General features: G+C 63.7%; 13 protein-coding genes and 5 pseudogenes. 9 read left to right on the top strand and 9 right to left on the bottom strand.

Annotated elements, in window-relative coordinates; genetic code table 11:
• On the bottom strand, positions 1–265 hold a 265-nt coding region (locus BLR02_RS26560), incomplete at its 3' end, for a transposase (RefSeq protein WP_143018327.1).
• Positions 266–353: 88 nt separating this feature from the next.
• On the opposite strand from BLR02_RS26560, the gene BLR02_RS26555 reads away from it, so the two are divergent.
• Positions 354–809, top strand: coding sequence for a tripartite tricarboxylate transporter substrate-binding protein (locus BLR02_RS26555; protein ID WP_176849849.1), 456 nt, complete (start codon positions 354–356; stop codon positions 807–809).
• 447 nt (positions 810–1,256) lie between these two features.
• On the opposite strand, the gene BLR02_RS29840 is transcribed toward BLR02_RS26555, so the two are convergent.
• Both BLR02_RS29840 and BLR02_RS26550 read right to left on the bottom strand, forming a co-directional pair.
• Positions 1,257–1,397 carry a hypothetical protein gene (locus BLR02_RS29840; RefSeq protein ID WP_176849848.1) on the bottom strand — a complete coding sequence of 47 codons (141 nt, stop codon included), beginning with the start codon at positions 1,395–1,397 and terminating at the stop codon, positions 1,257–1,259.
• Positions 1,398–1,562: 165 nt separating this feature from the next.
• Positions 1,563–1,793, bottom strand: coding sequence for a hypothetical protein (locus tag BLR02_RS26550; RefSeq protein WP_090665272.1), 231 nt, complete (start codon positions 1,791–1,793; stop codon positions 1,563–1,565).
• 720 nt (positions 1,794–2,513) lie between these two features.
• Here BLR02_RS26550 and BLR02_RS26545 point away from each other — a divergent pair.
• Positions 2,514–2,912 (top strand): response regulator, encoded by a 399-nt coding sequence (locus tag BLR02_RS26545; RefSeq protein ID WP_090665271.1) that lies wholly within the window; start codon positions 2,514–2,516, stop codon positions 2,910–2,912.
• 100 nt (positions 2,913–3,012) lie between these two features.
• A protein-coding gene (locus BLR02_RS26540; protein WP_408735546.1) for an IS5 family transposase occupies positions 3,013–3,781 on the top strand; the annotation gives its coding sequence in 2 pieces (ribosomal slippage) (positions 3,013–3,320 and positions 3,319–3,781; 771 coding nt in all).
• A gap of 12 nt (positions 3,782–3,793) precedes the next feature.
• On the opposite strand, the gene BLR02_RS26535 is transcribed toward BLR02_RS26540, so the two are convergent.
• Positions 3,794–4,204, bottom strand: coding sequence for a helix-turn-helix domain-containing protein (locus tag BLR02_RS26535; RefSeq protein ID WP_176849847.1), 411 nt, complete (start codon positions 4,202–4,204; stop codon positions 3,794–3,796).
• A 541-nt stretch (positions 4,205–4,745) separates the two neighbouring features.
• Here BLR02_RS26535 and BLR02_RS29015 point away from each other — a divergent pair.
• The 3 genes and pseudogenes from BLR02_RS29015 to BLR02_RS31170 form a co-directional block, all read left to right on the top strand.
• Positions 4,746–5,066, top strand: a complete 321-nt coding sequence (locus BLR02_RS29015; RefSeq protein ID WP_143018326.1) for a hypothetical protein — start codon at positions 4,746–4,748, stop codon at positions 5,064–5,066.
• Positions 5,067–5,138: 72 nt separating this feature from the next.
• Positions 5,139–5,813 carry an alpha/beta fold hydrolase gene (locus BLR02_RS26525; RefSeq protein WP_176849846.1) on the top strand — a complete coding sequence of 225 codons (675 nt, stop codon included), beginning with the start codon at positions 5,139–5,141 and terminating at the stop codon, positions 5,811–5,813.
• Positions 5,710–6,396 (top strand): annotated as a pseudogene (locus tag BLR02_RS31170) (FAD/NAD(P)-binding protein); the annotation flags it as partial. The gene BLR02_RS26525 and the pseudogene BLR02_RS31170, both read left to right, overlap by 104 nt.
• 702 nt (positions 6,397–7,098) lie before the next feature.
• On the opposite strand, the gene BLR02_RS30670 reads toward BLR02_RS31170, so the two are convergent.
• Positions 7,099–7,302, bottom strand: coding sequence for a hypothetical protein (locus BLR02_RS30670; RefSeq protein WP_245704973.1), 204 nt, complete (start codon positions 7,300–7,302; stop codon positions 7,099–7,101).
• 644 nt (positions 7,303–7,946) lie between these two features.
• Positions 7,947–8,152, bottom strand: a pseudogene (locus BLR02_RS30665) (IS6 family transposase); the annotation flags it as partial.
• 283 nt (positions 8,153–8,435) lie between these two features.
• Between BLR02_RS30665 and BLR02_RS26515 the strand changes: the two are divergent.
• On the top strand, positions 8,436–9,659 hold the full coding sequence (locus tag BLR02_RS26515) for an IS110 family RNA-guided transposase (RefSeq protein WP_218128087.1): 1,224 nt from the start codon (positions 8,436–8,438) through the stop codon (positions 9,657–9,659).
• 328 nt (positions 9,660–9,987) lie between these two features.
• On the opposite strand, the pseudogene BLR02_RS26510 reads toward BLR02_RS26515, so the two are convergent.
• Both BLR02_RS26510 and BLR02_RS26505 read right to left on the bottom strand, forming a co-directional pair.
• Positions 9,988–10,494: pseudogene (locus BLR02_RS26510) on the bottom strand (IS6 family transposase); the annotation flags it as partial.
• 249 nt (positions 10,495–10,743) lie between these two features.
• Positions 10,744–11,781 (bottom strand): Bug family tripartite tricarboxylate transporter substrate binding protein, encoded by a 1,038-nt coding sequence (locus BLR02_RS26505; RefSeq protein WP_090665265.1) that lies wholly within the window; start codon positions 11,779–11,781, stop codon positions 10,744–10,746.
• A 442-nt stretch (positions 11,782–12,223) separates the two neighbouring features.
• Here BLR02_RS26505 and BLR02_RS26500 point away from each other — a divergent pair, with 442 nt between their 5' ends.
• Positions 12,224–13,954 (top strand): ELWxxDGT repeat protein, encoded by a 1,731-nt coding sequence (locus tag BLR02_RS26500; RefSeq protein WP_090665264.1) that lies wholly within the window; start codon positions 12,224–12,226, stop codon positions 13,952–13,954.
• Between the two features lie 88 nt (positions 13,955–14,042).
• On the opposite strand, the pseudogene BLR02_RS26495 reads toward BLR02_RS26500, so the two are convergent.
• A pseudogene (locus BLR02_RS26495) lies at positions 14,043–14,396 on the bottom strand (transposase); the annotation flags it as partial.
• 57 nt (positions 14,397–14,453) lie between these two features.
• Here BLR02_RS26495 and BLR02_RS26490 point away from each other — a divergent pair.
• A pseudogene (locus tag BLR02_RS26490) lies at positions 14,454–14,735 on the top strand (IS6 family transposase); the annotation flags it as partial.

The following is a 14,735-nucleotide window of genomic DNA, read 5'->3' as shown; positions in this document are numbered from 1 at the left end:
AATCCCGTTCCACCAACAGCTGCCCGATCTTCGCGTGCAGCTTCTCAACCTCCGCCTCGGCCACCTTCGCGCTCTCCGGCGCCGCCGCCTTGCCGGAGAACACCGCCGTCAGCCCCTCCATGGCCTGCCGCTTCCACTCACCCACCATCGTCTGGTGAATGCCGTGCTTGGCCGCCAGCTGCGCCGTCGTCAGCTCACCCCGCAGCGCCTCCAGCGCCACCTTCGCCTTAAACTCCGCCGAGTACCGCGTCCGCTTGCCCGTCATCCAGGGCCATCCTTCTCACAAGCGAACCGAGCTTACCCGCCTGTCCGAAATCCAGGGACCACCTCAGCTGGGCGCGGTCTTCAATGCAATGGCCGGGATCGAGGCGCTGCACATCCCCTTCCTCGGCAGCGCCCCGGCCTTGTCGGCCCTGCTGGGCGGCCAAGTGGATTATGGGGTCGATACGCTCGCCGCCGCCTTGAAGCTCGTGCAGGAGGGACAGCTGCGTGCCCTTGGCCTGACCACGGCCCAGCCATCGCGCTTCGTGCCCTGGATCCCGCCGATCGCCGCGGCCGGCGGCCCGCCGGACTACGACATCGGCGGCTGGAACGGCCTGATGGTGCCGGCCGGCACGCCGCAGCCGATCATCGACCGGCTCGTGACCGAGGTGCAGCAGGGCCTCGCCACGCCGGCGCTGCGCCGGCAGTTCGAAGCCCTCGGCATCGAGGTCGAAGCGCGCGGACCGGACAAGTTCCGCGACCTGCTGCAGCAGCTGCGGGAGAAGTTCGGCGGCGTGATCCGCCAGCTTGGGATACGCGTCGATTAGATGTTGAGTTCTTGAAAATGATAATGCGGGTTACCGTAATCCTCTGTGGCTCTGTGGTCCATGATCGGCAGCTGACCTCGTGTGGAAAGCGGGCTCTGAGCTCTAGCGGCAATGTCTGATTGGCACCGCTATCTTGCTATGCGCGAGCGCAGGCAATGGGCGCGCTGAGCCGCTGGCGACGTGCAGGGCGGTGCTGCGTTGTTTGCCGACGGGGAGGCAGAATCCCCAGCAAGGCGAGGACTTTGGCATCGTGGCCATCTCTGATCTATTGAACACCGCAATTGGCAAACCCATCGCCACAGCAGCCCGCGCTGCCCGCCGCGTACTTGAACGCATTGGGCCGGAGACAGAGGCTGCGACCCCGCCGCCTGCGCCACGGAAGTCGAAAGGTTGGCGCAGGCACCTCCGCAAGGTGAAAGCCCGCAAGGGATGACCTCGGGTCTAGGCTTAGAGGGGCGAGCCGGATCGGGTCGCGGTCTCGATGCCCTGCTTCTGCGCCGCCACCTTGAGCTTGAGGCAGATGCCGGTCAGCCGGTCCAGCTCGGCGTCGAAGGTCGCCTTGTCGGAATAGACCCTGCCGCCGCTCATTCGATCTCCCGCTTGGGCTCAGGCCGCAGCCTTCTCCCGCGACAGCACTGCCTCGCAGACCCTGCAGCGCCATGGCGATGCATCCCCGCCCGGATCGGCATAGCGGGCGCCGCACCGTGAGCAGACGATCACCAGCGCTGGCTTTGGCTTCGCCTTGCGCACCCCTCACCTCACCTTCGGCACCACCCGCATGTATTTCGGCAGCTGGCGCTCATCCACCCATAGGTCGACCAGCGGCGTGATGGTACCGACCGAGCCGAAGCCCCGGCCATGCAGTGGGTGGTCCGGCATCATCAGGCGGCAGACATGGCCGCCCTTATGGCAGTCGATCGTCGCGCCCCGGTAAGCGTAGGACGGGCCGCTGAGAGGGCCGTCGGCCGCAGTTTGCTCCAGCAAGCTGTGCAACTTTTCGGGCTGTAGTGGAGGCTCCGGCAAGAGGCTCATGAAGGCCTAAGTCCCTTCCGGTGGAAAATTTGCGTTGATACAGACACTATAGCTTGCTGTTGGCATTAACCTGCAAGTTGAATACCTGTTTCAAACTCAACCTTGCCTCAGGGCCGAGGAAGCCGCCCGGTTGCTCCCCCGCAGCCGGGCGGCTTCCAATTCCGGAGCGTGGTGTCGGGGCCGGAATGCTGCGCCCAGATTAGTCCGGCAAGGACGTTGCATGACTGAAGAAGAAGTCCGTGGCCTACTCCGAGCAGCCGCTGGCGCTGACGGCCTTGAGACCTGGATCGCGGACCAGCCTTGGCAGACCACTTTGGCTGGCTGGACCTTGCCTGCAGATCTGGAAGGCTGGTGCTTCCGGCTGATGCGGATCCCCGGCGGGCTACGGATCAGCCTCACCACCCCGCAGGGGGGAGTGCGTGAGGCTTGGCAGATCTCAGCTCAGTAGGTTGGACCCTCGTCGTGGGCGACCATTGATCCGCACCGCCCTGCCACCTTGATGGCCCAGACCGCTAAGGCAGCTACCAATTTGGTTGTGTGAGTTATCTGGATACAACCTAAAGTAGTAACTTGGCCGTAATTTCCCGCACTCGTGATATTTCGTTTCATGTAAGCGGGAGCACCTTTTCACCCAAGGGCTAACTGAGCTTCAGAGGAAAAGGAAACAAACCGATGACGGTGCTGCTGGTCGAGGACGATGCCGTGGTGCGCCTCACCCTCGCCGACTTCTTCGAAGCAGCCGGGCTCGAGTTCCTCGAAGTGGGCACCGCCGAGGACGCCATGGCCATTCTCGATAACCCGGCGCAGCCCATCAGCGTGCTGGTCACTGACCTCGACCTGGGCTCAGGTGATAATGGTTTGGCCCTGGCTGCTAAGGTCCGACAGCGGCGGCCGGGGCTACGGGTGATCTATGAAACCGGCAGCGCCGAGATGCTGGCCGGCCGAACCTTGGCTGGCTGGGAGCAGGTCTTCTACAAGCCGTTCAGTCCCAGCGCCTTGACGGCCACGGTGTCGGCCCTCAGCGGATCGCGCCCGCTTAGAAACTATCCCGGTAGGCAGCGTCACAGCTGATTACTATTTTTCAGGCATGGCGAGAAAGGCTGATCTGAAGACGAGGCGACGGCGTGTGCGGGATGACGGCTGGCGACTGCCGGATGCGCTGTGGGCCAAGATGGAGCCGCTGCTGCCGGCGCGGCCGAAGCACCCACTGGGCTGCCACAACCCGCGGGTGCCAGACCGGGCGGCGATGGACGCGATCTTCTTTGTGCTGCGGACGGGGTGCCAGTGGAATGCCCTTCGAGTAACGACGATCTGCTCGTCGTCCTCGGCGCACCGGCGCTTCCAGGAGTGGACCCGAGCCGGGGTCTTCGAGGCGTTCTGGCGCGAGGGCCTGCTGGCCTACGACGCGTTGCGCGGGATCGACTGGACGTGGCTGGCGCTGGACGGAGCGATGGGCAAGGCGCCGCTCGGTGGGGGGGAAAACCGGCCCCAACCCCACCGACCGCGGCAAGCGCGGGGTCAAGCGCTCAGTGCTGACCGACGGCCGCGGAGTGCCCCTCGGGGCGGTGATCGAAGGAGCCAACCGCAACGACCACAAGCTGATGCGTCCTACCCTCAAGGCCATCCCGGTCCGGCGGCCCAAGCCAACGCGGCGCCAGCCGCAGCATCTATGCCTCGACAAGGGCTTTGACTACGACGAGCCGCGCGCCTTGGCCGCAGAGTTCGGCTTCACCCTGCATATGCGCACCCGCGGCGAGGAGATCAGGGCCGAGCGTCACGCCCACGCCAAGGCAAGGCGCTGGGTGGTCGAGCGCACGGATTCCTGGCTCCACCGCTTCCGATCCATCCTGATCCGCTGGGCCAAAAGGCCCGCCAACTACCTCGCGCTACTCCACTTCGCGCTCGCCATCATCACGTGGCGACAGGCCCTACCGGGATAGGTTCTTAGCCGCCTATGGCGGGTGCCCGTCCTCTATCGGCTGCTCCGTTTTGTTAGCCAGGCGCTCCTCGAGCGAGACCATGATCTTGGCGAAATCGCCAAAGGCCTCCTCGGCGCGAGCGGTTAGGATGTCGAGGGCTCGTTTGGTGGGGTGCAGTACCTTCAGACGGGCATGTCCCGGCGCCAGCTTGGAGGTAACCAGACCCTGGCGCTCCAGCGCGACAACGACCCGTGACAGCGTCGGCGCGCTAAGCAGGCCATTGGCTCGTACAACCAGATCTCGCTGCGCAATCTGCTCACCCCGCAAATGGGCGAGCAGCACCTCGAGGGCGACCCAGAGACCCTCGCGCGACCGATGTGGTGGATCCTGCCCAAAAATGTCTCTGATCGCCTCGAACTGACGCCTCAGCCCGGTCAGATGCAAGGCTGCGACGGCCTCGGCATGGGCATGAAGAGACAAAGCCACGGACTGTGGAGAGTCGTGACGGGTGTTCCGGCCGTTATGGACAACCATAAGTGGTAGATTCCACAAATGCGAAGCCGAGACAACAGGAGCTTCCGGCCCAAGTTGCGTTCGTGACGCTCCTAAGCTCGCTTGCGGGTGAGTGTCTGCCTAATCGATTTAGTTTCAGACACATTTTCTGTAGCACGATCACTTATTCGTGTATTTCATATTGAACAATGCGCAGTGTAACTCACGGCCGTGGGAGCGATTAAGAAGGGCTGAAACTCAGGGCTGAACCGCAAAGCATTCGAGGAACGTCCCGTTCAATGAACAAAAACAATCCAGCTTTGTTTGGAACAGTAGCCAAGGTCGCTCCCACATCTACCTGCAGCAGCAAGATCTGGAATGACTTTTTGAGTTTCTGGAGTGTCGGCGACCAGATCACCTTAGCCAGATTACTTTCCATCAGCGGTACCGCTTGTGGGCACGAGCCCTCATCCGCGGCGGGAGCGTACCATCCATGATCGACACTTATCTTCTTTGCGCCGCTGGCCTGGACCAGGGGCTATCGTCGGCGCCTTGGCTGCAAGCTGGCGTTCGGCTTGAGCTTCAGCGCAGCGGTCAGCAGACCGCCTCCGCTGCCGACCGCGGCAAAGCACCAAGCCGCCTCGAAGTCCGCGCTCAGGACGGCAGCATGCTCGGTTATCTGCCGCCAGAAGATGCCGACGAGGTCACCGGACTTCTGGAAGCCGGAGCTTCCGCTGCGGTGTTTGTGCGCGGTGTTGTGCCGGCCTTCCGCCGCCCGCGCGTGCAGCTTGTTGTTGAGGTCAAGGCCGCCTGAACCGGCAGCGACAGTCGTCCACACTACGGACCTAACTCGGGAGCACGTGTTGTGGCTGGAATGCCTGTGCCTGTGGTCCTCATACCGGCCCTGCTGTCCGACGGTGCCATGTACCGCGAAGTGATCGAGCAACTGGGCGGCATGGTCGAGGCCCAAGTGATGGTGCTGTCGGAGCCGACGATCCAAGACAACGTTGCAGCCGTCCTGGCGAAAGCGCCGCCGAAGTTCATTGTAGTCGGCACCTCCTATGGCAGCAGCATTGCACTCGAAGTAGGGCTAGCCGCGCCCGAGCGGGTCACGGCACTCTGGCTCATGGGGTGCGATCCAGCAGCACCGGAGGCCAGCGTGCAGGAACTGGTCGCCGGGCTAGAAACCATGCCAGGCGCCGTTATTGAGATGCTGGCCAAGTTGGCAGTGCCGAAGGAGGCTACAAGAGCGGCGGAAATCTTCATGGCAATGGCTGGCCGGGTTGGCAGCAAGGCCGGAGCGGTCCAAGCGCGCGCGCTCAGATCACGGGCCGAGGTGACCTCCCGCCTTGCCGCTCTACGGATGCCGGCTCTGGTCGTCTGGGGAGAGGCCGACCAGATTGTACCGGTGTCGGTCGGCCGAGCGCTCGCAGACGGCCTGCCGCACGCGCATTTCCATGTGCTGCGGGGTTGCGGCCATTTGCCGACGCTTGAGGCGCCTGCAGAATGTTCGAAGCTGTTCAAGGCATTCCTTGAGAACGATGTGGGATACGGGCGCTGATCCTTCGCCAGATCTTCTGTGCCGTAAACCGAGTACGAAGGCCTCCCAAACAATTGGCCTCCCTGCGAACAAGGAGTGGCCACCAATGACACTTTTCCGCGGTCCGGCACCATACCCGCACGCGCCGGAGATACGTGTTGTGGTCGTGGGCGGCGGCTTCACTGGCGCAGCGTTCGCAATCCATCTCGCGCGGCAGACACGTGTGGCACTATCGCTGCAGATTGTGGAGCCGCGGGCCGCACTCGGGGCCGGCCTCGCCTATGGCACCACCGACCCGGCGCACAGGGTGAACGTACCCGCCGCAGGGATGACGCTCCTTCCAAACGAGCCAGACCACTTCACTCGCTGGTTGCAGCGCAGGCGAGCGCCCGAAGCAGACCCGGGCATGGTGGATGCACTTGGGCTGTTCCCTCGCCGAAGCCTGTTCGGCGTCTACGTCGCAGAGACGCTGGCCGAGGCGCATGGCGGCTTGGCTGCCATCCGGCATGTCCGGGACACCGTTAGGAAGGTGATCAGATGGGGACGCAGCTGGCGCGTCGAGTTGGGCAGTGGTGGGTGCCTCGAGGCCGACTTGGTTGCACTCGCCACGGGTCACCCGTCGCCCGCCCTGCTGCCAGCCTTGGCCGGCCCTCTCTTGGAGCACCCCAGGATTGTCTTAAATCCCTGGGCGGAGGGAGCGTTGGCGGCGGTCCGCGCGACCGATGACGTTCTGATCCTGGGCACTGGCTTGACCATGGCCGACATCGTTGCCTCGCTGGAGTTGCGCGGGCACCGAGGACGGATTACTGCGGTCTCGAGGCGTGGGCTGCTTTCACGTCCACATGAACGACCTATCAGCGGAGCCTGGGGCGAGTTCGCGGAGGCTCCATCCCAATCCGCCCTCGATCTCCTTCGGCGTGTCCGTGCCGCTGTGATTACAGCAGCAGCGGCTGGCCAACCCTGGCAGGCAGTCATCAGAGCATTGGTCCGCGACGCCCGAGTGGTCTGGGCCGCCCTGCCCGAAGAGGAGCGGCTACGCCTCCTCCGGCATCTGCGGCCATACTGGGACGTGCACCGGTATCGTGCGGCGCCGCCAGCCGAAAGAGCAGTCCATAGCGCGAGGGAGGACGGACGGCTTGAAGTCCTGGCGGCGTCTCTCATCGATATCTCCTCGGCCGAAGGGCGCATTGATGTCGCGCTGAGGCCCCGCGGGATGAGCATGCTCCACCGGATACGACGGCGAGTTGATGCGGTGGTACTGGCCATTGGTCCAGCGCATCGTGCTGCTGTCGCCAGCAACCCCGCGCTAGCGTCGCTGGCGGCAGTCGGCCTGCTGCATAGAGATCCATACGCCCTCGGTGTGCATGTCGACCGGCTCAGCCGCGTCCTCAACAGCGAAGGGCAGCCAGATGACACGCTGCTTGCGGTTGGACCGCTGGCCAGGGGGACCTTCGGCGAACTCGTCGGCCTCCCACATGTCACCGAACACGCGGCTGCGGTAGCGGGTCATGTGGCCAGCTGGATCGAGACACTGGCTGCGACATATCGGTCGGGCCAGTTGCGACCTGTCGGTCGGCCAGATGATGTACCGACCGCACATGATAGCGTTGATCCTCCCCTTTAATGGGGATCAAGTCGGCAGGCGTGATCCTCTCTCCCAGGCTCGTGGAACGCCAGGCGAAATCAGGATTGGCCTCGCTGTGTCTGTGCAGAGGGCCGTGTTCCAAACCCACACGCTGCCTGTGGTGTCTTCGCCGAACCCACACCGGGCGTCTTCGCGCCCACCTCGATGTCCGACCGGCTGCGCGACAACGCGCCGGACTCGGTGCGCGCCGTCGTCCTGCTCCTCGCCGGCGATGCGCGATGGTAGTGCTGGAGTGACCTGCTCGGCAGCCTGCGCACAGGCGCTCCGGCTGCGGGCCGAGTGCTCGGCATGGGCATTTTTGACGGATCTGTCAGCGCTCGCGCCAGGTCTGACGGCGAAAGGTGCAGGCAAAACGCGACCTATGCTGCTTTGAGGATGGCAAGTGCGGCTGTGGCGCGACGAATGTGCACCAGGCGACGGCGGCTGGCGGTGACATATTGGTTGTAGCGGCATTGGCAACTTGTTGGACGTGACGCTGAGTTTGCCCGCACGAGGGTGCGTGCTTGGTTTTACGCGGCGATCTGGGCGCACGTTTCCTGACGCCAGACCCGGAAGGCCTTGGCGCGAGCGCGACGATGCTGGGCGGCGGCCATCAGATGGCGGCGCGGCCGGAAGTGGCCATAGATCATGGCATGCGCTGACAGGAACCGTTGGGCTTGGGCGGGAGACTTGATCGCTGCATCTGCCGCTCTCGTCGGCGGGTAGGTCGGTGTGAGACGCTATGGGGCGGGCGGCGAGGTGGAGCACCATCGCCGCAGGACCAAGTCGATGGAGGCTCCTCATGCCCGTACCTGTGAAAGTCAGGATTAGATTTGTCAGACAGTGCCCGATGAGATCCGAACTTGAATCGTGGGCGACGCGCACAGAACCGCGTCGACGGCACCAATGCGGATCTCGCGGCCGCGCGCTGCGGTCAAGTCCCGCAGCCGCGTAGCGGGGCGCCGGAGGCGCCGGACTTGACGGCGGCGCGCCCGGCCGCGGCACACTGAACGAAGCCGTTGGCGCGCCGTCATCGGACACTGTCCGACAGATCGAGTGCCGACTTTTACACCGTACCAAACGACTCAGACCGGTGCCGTACCGCCCTCAACACCGAAACCACTCTCATCGCTGTCATCGAACTGAGCCAGTCAAGCTGGCTCACCGCGGCCATTGTTCCGGGCCTCGAGCGCAACCCGCTGAAGAAGCTTGCCGTGGACGAGGCGGGGCTGCTCCGCCAGCTGGAACGCTGGCGGGAAGAGGCTGCCAAAGCCGGGCGCCGGATCACGCGCATCGCCGTGGCTTTTGAGGCCGGCCGTGACGGCTTCTGGCTCGCGCGCTGGCTGCGGGCTCGCGGCGTCGAAGCAGACGTCATCCATCCCACCAGCGTTGCTGTGTCCCGCGAGCACCGCCGTGCCAAAACGGACCGGCTCGACACGGAGCTGCTCAAGCGGGCCTTCCTGGGCTGGCTTCGGGGCGAAGCGGGCCACTGCAGCATGGCTGCGGTCCCAACACTGGAAGCGGAGGACGCCCGGCGTCCCAACCGCGAGCGGGAAGCACTTGTCGCGGAGCGCACGCGGGCCATCAACCGTATCCGCGGCTGCTTGGCCCGTCTCGGCATTCGGGGGTTCAAGCCAACCCTGCGCCGCGCTCCGGAACGCCTCGAAGGCCTGCGCACGCCGGAGGGAGATGCGATACCGCCGAACACCTTGTCCGAGCTGCGGCGCGACATGGCGCGTCTGCGCCTCATTCGTGACCAGATCCAAGAGCTCGAGTTTGCGCGCATGGAGCGGCTGGAAGCGGCGCCTGAAAGTAGGCTGAACGCGGCGGTGCGGCTGCTGGCCCGCGTCATCGGCCTCGGCGTGGAAACGGCAGATATGCTGGTGCACGAGATTCTGTCGCGCGGGCTGCGAGACCGGCGGGCGGTAGCACGCTACGCCGGCCTCACCGGCGCACCGGATGAGAGCGGAGCCAGGCGACGCGAGAAGGGCTTGGCCAAGGCGGGCAATGCGCGTGTTCGGCGTGGCATGATCCAACTGGCCTGGCGCTTTCTGATCTTCCAGAAGCAGAGCGCGCTCGTGCAGTGGTACCAGGCGCGGACGGTCGACGCCCGCCCCGGCACGCGCAAGACACTGATCGTCGCACTGGCGAGAAAGCTGCTGCTGGCCCTGTGGCGATTTGCCACCACCGGACAACCGCCGGCCGGCTTCGCCCTACGTTCGGCGGTAACCGTCGCCGGATAGAGAGGTTCAGAACAGGTTCGGTGCCTGCTGTGACGTCGCAGGTCACCGATGATGGTCCGAGGTGGCGGTTGCCCGACGAGAATTATGGCCTCAGACGCCGCGTGTGAGACTGGGCCCGCCGCCCCGGAGCTTCGCCGCCGATGCGCATGGCTGCATCATGGTTCGGGTCCCATCGGGCCCACCGCATACAAGTTTGTGGCGCGACCCATCGCGCCCAAGGCGAGCTCCCCTCGGATTGTCTTCTGTAAGCCGATGCCCTGGTTCAGGGCTGCAGCCGAAAAGCGGGAGATGCGAACGGAAAACACTTGACCAGGAACGCCCCATACAAATTCTCCGCGCGGTTGTTGAGCCCCTTGCTGGCGGTGCTCGACACCAGGGATCACCTCCCGCTTCGCTGCCCCGTAGCTCGGGAGCTTGTCAGTGACCATGACGCGTGGCGCCCGGCACTGCCGCTTGAGAAGTTTGCGGAGCAGACGCTTCGCCGCCCGCTTGTCGCGCCGGCTCTGGACCAGCACGTCAAGCACCATTCCGGTCTGATCTACGGCACGCCAGAGCCAGTGCTTCGCCCCAGCGATCTCGATTGCGACCTCGTCGAGGTGCCATTTGTCTCCGACACGGGGCAGTCTTCGTCGGATCCGGTTGGCGAACTCTGGCCGAACTTGAGCGCCCACTGCCGCACCGTCTCGTGGCTGACCACGATGCCGCGTGCCGCCAGCATCTCCTCGACCATGCGCAAGCTAAGCGGGAAGCGAAAATACACCCAAACCGCGTGGCTGATGACCTCGGCGGGAAAGCGGAACCCGGCATAGAGGGAGCTGGCGGCTGGCAATCTCATTCTGGATGCTTACGGACCCGGGGCAAGCGGCCAACCCCTGCCAGGTTGACGGTGCCTCGACGAGCTCATGCCGTGGCACTGGGCAGCCGCCGAAAACAGTCCTGCGTCAAGTGAAGGCCGAGAGGGCCCGTAGGCCTCACTTACGCTCAATCATAGGCGGTAACTGACATTACCGCCTATGGACGTCAGCTCCTGACGTGTCTGGTGTTGGGTAGACGTGACGCGATCGTGCCGGGTGATCGCGCTTGCTTACTCCACTCGCGCTCCGCTTGCGCGGATCAGCGGTGCCAGTCGGGCCTCCTCGCTGGCGCGGAAGGCAACGAGTTCCGCCGGCGTCGTCCACCAGGATTTAGCACCAAGTTCCTGAAAGCTTCGGACCAGGTCGGGGCTCTCGAGGGCCTGCTTCGCAAAGGTCGAATGCCGCTTCACGATAGGCTCCGGGATGCCGGCCGGGCTGCAGACCGCGCCCCAGGAAGTAATCTCGAACCCTGGCAGGAACTCCGACATGGTTGGCAGGTCCGGCGCCGCCGCACTGCGCTGCGGGCCGGTGACGGCAAGTGCGCGGATTCGCCCCTCGCGGGCGGTTGGTAGGAGACCCGGGATATTGTCCATGATTAGGTGGACCCGCCCAGCCAGCAGGTCGAGTAGCGCTGGTGCGCCACCACGATAGGGCACGTGCAGGATGTTCGTCCCGACCATCTGCTTCAGCAGCTCACCCGAGAGATGTGGCGTGGTGCCGATGCCGGAGGAGCCATAGGCGTATTTACCGGGGTTCGCCTTCAGCAGGGCGATCAGCTCCGGCACGCTACGTGCTGGCAAATCGTTATTGACCACCAGCAGGTTGGGCAACTGCCAGAGGCCGGAGATGAAGGTGAAGTCCTGTGCCGGATTGAAGGGCAGGCTGGCATAGAGCGTCGGCGCGATGGCATGGGATGCGATGCTGCCAAGGCCAATCGTGTATCCGTCGGGCGGTGACTTGGCGATTGCGTCGACCCCAACATTGCCACCAGAGCCTGAGCGGTTCTCCACCACGAACTGCTGGCCGGTGATTTCACTCATCTTGGCACAGTAGAGCCGCGACAGTGTGTCAGTGGCGCCGCCTGGCGGGAAAATGTTGATGTAGCGAACGGATCGGGTCGGCCAGTCCGCACCAGACTGCGCATGCCCTCGTGTCGAAGGACCAACAATCGGGGCAGCCAAACCTCCAGCAACCATGCTGAGCGTAGCACGGCGCGACATTGGCCCGGATCCGGGTTTAATGGCGGTACAGCCCGGCGGTTTTCCCATTTGGTTCCTCCCACGCGCAGCTTGCTGCTGGCTTGTTCCTGCTCGATACGGCTGGCGCGAGCCCAAGCACGGACCGAACAGCCGACAGGATATGAGTTTGGCTCTGCGGGTGAAGATCAAAGGCTTTCCACGCTCAAACAGTCGCCGCACGTTTGTGTCTTGGATTGGGTAATGAAACGGAAATTGGGCTTTTGGGTTGGGCGGACGGCGTCAGGCCAGTCATCTGTCGGGAGGTTTCACCTTCCGGCAAACAACCGCCAAGCGGATTGAAACCAAGTTTCTTGTCTTTTCGAGTTCAATGCTGCGGTGGCCAGCAGTGCACCAACACCGCGTTAGTGACTCTAATCACGGACTAGTGTGCTTTGCTTCAATCACAGCGCTAGACCAGTTCGCTGCCGTTGCCGCACGGTGCTGATAACGAAAGGTTTAGGGACGAAACGCCATGGCGCGGAAATGGGGAACCGGCTCGAGCAAGGTGCTCACCGGCAATAGCGGGTCGAACGTCCTGATCGGGCACGGCGGTGATGATCGCCTGTCGGGGCTAGGGGGCGCGGACTTCCTGTACGGAGGTAAGGGCTCCGACACACTGGACGGCGGCTCCGGCAATGATTTCCTTTTCGGCGGCCCAGGCCACGACACGGCAGTCTTCCATGGACTTTCCATGGATTATTCTATCACGGCCTTGGGCTATGGGGCGTATCGGGTACGGGACTTGAACCAGACAGATGGTAACGATGGGACAGACATCGTTCGGGGGATCGAGCAGCTCCGCTTCTCCGATAAGACGATCGATCCCGGGGCGCCCCCTCCGCCACCCCCACCGGCGGCTGATCAGCAATTCGTCTTCAGCGCTTTTGATCCTGAACATGGCCGCGAGCTCTGGGTGACGGATGGTACCTCTGCGGGTACGCGTTTGGTGAAGGACCTCAATCCGGGTACGGGCGACAGCTTCCAATTCAGTTATCCAGGAGACTTCGGCTACCTGGATGACCGCCACATCCTGTTTGGCGCATCTGGGGATGCGAACGGCCCCAGGACTCAGCTATGGGTCACGGATGGTACAGAGGCCGGCACCCACCTCGTTCGAGATATGGGCTTCGACGATCAAAGCGATCCTCGCAGCTTTGTCTCTCTGCATGATGGACGAGCCGTTTTCTCGGGCTTAGACGAGGAGACAGGCCGGGAGTGGTGGGTGAGTGATGGGACGGCCTCGGGCACGTTTCTCCTGAAGGACATTGTGCCTGGTATCGATGGCAGTTCTCCCTACGATACGGTGCTTTCATCGTTCGGCGTTGGGAAGGCCTTCTTTGCGTTCCAAACCCAACTCTGGATCACCGATGGCACGTCCGCGGGGACACAGGTTATCCTGGATCTCGATGATGGATCCCGAGGTCGGTTTGTCGGCCGGCCTACAGATATTGGCGGTGGCCTTGCGGTCTTCCGAGCCAACGATGCAGAACATGGAACGGAGTTGTGGATCACGGACGGGACGTCCGCTGGGACCCATCTCTTGGTCGATCTTCAGCCCGGCACAGACTGGGGCAATCCGATCAACATTACTGCCATGGGTGACGGGCGCTTTCTGTTCAGTGGGACCGGAGTGGGCACCGGAAGCGAGCTATGGGTCAGCGACGGAACAGCGGCCGGCACCCACTTGGTGCGAGAGATTTGGCCTGGCCTAGATTGGGGCGACCCGAGTGGTAACGCCAATACGCAACAGTTCACGGCCTTGGGCAACGGGCAGTTCCTGTTCACCGCATTTGACCCAATCCATGGCCGGGAGGTGTGGGCGACGGATGGCACGGCCGACGGGACCTATCTCGTCAAGGACATCAATCCGGGCTCGGCGGATGGAGCAGCCAACTTCATCGTCTCCATCGGCGAGGGGAAAGCTCTCCTGAGCGCGCTGACGCCGGAAAACCAGATTGAGCTTTGGGTGACCGATGGGACCGAGGCAGGCACGCATATCGTGAAGGATATTTTTCCAGGGCCGGGAATCAGCAACGCTGTCGTTTACACAGCAACCAATGACGGACGGGCGTTGATCGCAGGAACTGGACCAGACGGCACCGAACCTTGGATCTCAGACGGCACGGCGGAAGGAACATACCAGCTCGCTGACATCAATCCAGGGATCGACGGCAGCCTAACTGGTGGCTTCCACCTGATTTAGAGCTAGGAGCCCGTCCCGGTAACCGCATACCGGGCTGACGCCGAAGGGGTTGGAGGGCCGTTCATCGCGTGCACGCCGCCGCTGTGGGTTAGGCGGCGGCTGTCCTGGCGAGCTTGGTGAGGTTGTGGGCAGTGCAGACCAGCGCCCATTCGTATTTCACTTTCTGGATGCCGCGGAGCAGGAACTGCTGGAACCTTCGTGCACCTTTGATCTGCCCAAAGACAGGCTCGACGACCTGCTTGCGTAATCGGTATCGGCTGCGTCGGCCGGCGCGTCTGAGCCGCTGGCGCATGGCCGAGACCAGCGGACCTCGGCGTCGGTCCTCGCCGCCGTCGGGGTGCTTGGCGCGACCGGTGGCGACGTAGCCGCGGATCCCGCGCCGGGCGAGGTCGGCCAGGTTGGCCTCGGAGCAGTAGCCGCTATCGGCCGAGACCTCAGCCGGGAATTGTCAGGTTGTTGGGCTCTGGCCGGAACGAGGCGGCAGGGCCAGGATGGCGGGATGACCCCCGAGCCCGCCACCTACCCCGGCTATCGCTTTCCGGCTGAGATCATTCGCCATGCTGTCTGGCTGTACCACCTTTTCAGGCTGAGCTTCCGAGACATTGAGCTGATCCTTGCCGAGCGCGGCATCGTCGTCAGTCACGAGAGTATCCGGCAGTGGTGCCTCATCTTTGGTGGCGAGTTTGCCCGCAAGCTCCGCAGGCGCCGACCCCAGCCCGGTGATACTTGGCACTTGGATGAGGTCTTTCTGAAGATTAAAGGCGAGCTGTACTATCTCTGG

Origin of the sequence: Belnapia rosea, from assembly GCF_900101615.1 — a bacterium.
Lineage (GTDB): Bacteria > Pseudomonadota > Alphaproteobacteria > Acetobacterales > Acetobacteraceae > Belnapia > Belnapia rosea.
Note: the sequence above shows the minus strand (reverse complement) of the source record. Positions and strands in the feature narration are given on the sequence as shown.

What these genes read in the sequence shown, in the direction of transcription:
- BLR02_RS26555 (WP_176849849.1), top strand. Translation starts at nt 354, where the DNA reads ATGGCCGGGATCGAGGCGCTGCACATCCCCTTCCTCGGCAGCGCCCCG.
- BLR02_RS29840 (WP_176849848.1), bottom strand. Translation starts at nt 1,397, where the DNA reads ATGAGCGGCGGCAGGGTCTATTCCGACAAGGCGACCTTCGACGCCGAG.
- BLR02_RS26545 (WP_090665271.1), top strand. Translation starts at nt 2,514, where the DNA reads ATGACGGTGCTGCTGGTCGAGGACGATGCCGTGGTGCGCCTCACCCTC.
- BLR02_RS29015 (WP_143018326.1), top strand. Translation starts at nt 4,746, where the DNA reads ATGATCGACACTTATCTTCTTTGCGCCGCTGGCCTGGACCAGGGGCTA.
- BLR02_RS30670 (WP_245704973.1), bottom strand. Translation starts at nt 7,302, where the DNA reads ATGACCCGCTACCGCAGCCGCGTGTTCGGTGACATGTGGGAGGCCGAC.
- BLR02_RS26505 (WP_090665265.1), bottom strand. Translation starts at nt 11,781, where the DNA reads ATGGGAAAACCGCCGGGCTGTACCGCCATTAAACCCGGATCCGGGCCA.
- BLR02_RS26500 (WP_090665264.1), top strand. Translation starts at nt 12,224, where the DNA reads ATGGCGCGGAAATGGGGAACCGGCTCGAGCAAGGTGCTCACCGGCAAT.